The sequence below is a fragment of the Gryllotalpicola sp. CP2-P1 genome (genome assembly GCF_057512245.1).
The window spans coordinates 1-2,072 of sequence record NZ_JBLRDT010000313.1; the positions used below are offsets into that span (position 1 = coordinate 1).

At 72.7% G+C, this 2,072-nt stretch carries 2 protein-coding genes; both read right to left on the bottom strand.

The genetic code is table 11. The features are described 5' to 3' along the window. Positions 1–911, bottom strand: a 911-nt coding sequence (mftD, locus tag ACM2XV_RS14650) for a pre-mycofactocin synthase MftD (RefSeq protein ID WP_487027464.1), incomplete at its 3' end; no start/stop codon positions are given. A gap of 25 nt (positions 912–936) precedes the next feature. Beyond that, complete coding sequence (locus tag ACM2XV_RS14655; RefSeq protein ID WP_344776092.1) at positions 937–1,614, bottom strand: vWA domain-containing protein; 678 nt, start codon at positions 1,612–1,614, stop codon at positions 937–939. Between the last annotated feature and the right edge of the window lie 458 nt (positions 1,615–2,072).

Genomic DNA, 2,072 nt, shown 5'->3' on the forward strand with positions numbered 1-2,072 from the left:
CCGACGGCGGCCGCGACGGCCGGCAGGCAGCGGATCGTCGCCGGCGTCGTGTCGAGGTTGTTGCCGCCGTGGTTCGACACCGAGATCGCCGAGACGCCGGCGTCGACCGCCCGCTTCGCGTCATCCACCCGGGTGATGCCCTTCAAGACGAACGGGCCGCCCCATTCCTCGCGCAGCCACGCCACGTCTTCCCACGTGGGCGGCGGCGTCTGCTGCCATTCGTAGTAAGCGCCGAAGAAGGTCGGCGCCTCGCCGCCCGGCGGCTGCAGGTTCGGCGTCGTCAGGTCGGGCACGTGGCCCGTCTTGCCGTAAGCCCACAGCCACTTGGGCCGGATGATCGCCTCTGGGGCGAAGTCCCACATCGCCTTGAGCGTCATCTTCTCGGGGATCGCGGGCGATCCCCAGTCGCGCCCGATCGAGAACGACCAGTCGAGCGTCGCGATCAGGGCCTTCGCGCCGGCCGCCCGTGCGCGGTCCATGCGCTGCACCATCTGCTCGCGCGTGCCCGTCCAGTACATCTGGAAGAAGGTGTTCGGGTTCGCCGCGGCGACCTCTTCGACGGGCTTCGACGCGAACGACGACAGGCCCATGATCGTGCCCCGGTTCGCCGCCGCCCGCGCGACCGCGACCTCGCCCTCGGGATGCACCGCCTGCACACCCGTCGGCGAGATCAGCACGGGAAGCGAGATCGGGATGCCGAGCACCGTGGTGTTCAGCTCGCGCTCGCTCTGATGGCCGGCCACGTGCGGGGCGAACTGCAGCTCGGCGAACGCCGCCTGGTTGTCTTCGGGCGTTCGGCCGCGCTCCGAGCCGGCCACGAGCGCCGCGTACACGGAAGGCGGCAGGCGCTTCTTCGCGCGGCGCTGCGCCTCGAGCACGGTCTCGAACCAGGGATTCTGCCTCCAGGGCATCTGAGCTCCTTGTGTGTTGTGCCGATTATCGGTCTCGGAAGATGTCGGTCACCGCAGGCGCGACATCGTGGAAGTCGCGCACGAGGTGCAGGGTGCCGTGCCCGCTGCGCGCGAGCTCGCGGCCGAGCTCGACGTCGCGCTCGCCGCTCGTGTCGAGCAGCACGTCGAGCCGGGGCAGCGCAGCCGCGAGCGGCCGCGGGTCGGGGCCGGCGTTGTGCACGCAGTCCGAGAGCAGGACGACGCGGCTGTCGCGCTCGGGGGAGCGGGCCAGCTGCTCGGCGGCCAGCTGCAACGGGAACGCGACGTTGGTGAGACCCCGCGCGGGAATCCGCATCAGCTGGTCGAGCAGTTCGAAGGGGCGCACCGGCGCCCCGATCTCAAGCAGCACCGCGGCATCCGACCAGAAGGCGATCACGGCGAGCCTGTCGCGCTCGAGCTCGCCCGCGAGCGCGCCCACCGCCGCGGCCGACGTGGTCAGCCGCTCGCCCTTCGACGACCCCGAGACGTCCACGAGCAGCACGACCGCGCGCGTCGAGCGGATGCGGTCGCGCACGATGATGTCCTCGTCCTCGGGCACCGGCCGCTCGGCGAGCACCTCGATGGTCGCGTCGAGGTCGATGTCGTCGGCCGCGCCGCGGTAGGGCAGGCTCGCGAGCACGCCCTGCCCGCGGCGCGACGACGACTGCGCCCGTGGCCGGGGCACGGCGAGCGCCGCCGCGATGGCCCGGGCTCGCTCGCGCGCGGCGGGCTCGACGGCGAGCTGCTCGTCGATCAGGGCGAGCTCGGCCGGGTCATCCGTGAAGCCCGCCTGCAGGGCGCTCGGCAGCTGCGGCGCACGAGCGGATGCCGCGCCGCGCTTCTGCGCGCGCAGGGCGATTCCGGACTTTCCCGGCGTGGCCTCGAACAGGGTGGGCTCCTCGGTGAGTTGCTTCGGGGTGCGGGTGAGCGGCCGCGTCGGCGGCCGCTGGGTGCGGCGCTCGACGGGGCCGCCGTCGGCGGGGACCTCTCTTCACGTCGGCCCGGTGAAGGTGGCCGGCTCGAGGATGAAGCGGTCCTCCCAGATCTCGCGCAGCACGCGCTCCGGGGTGGTCTCGGCCGCTTCGTCGAGCCGGATGCGGCCCGAGAGCGAGACGAGCATGGCGTCGAGCATCAGCTCGGGGT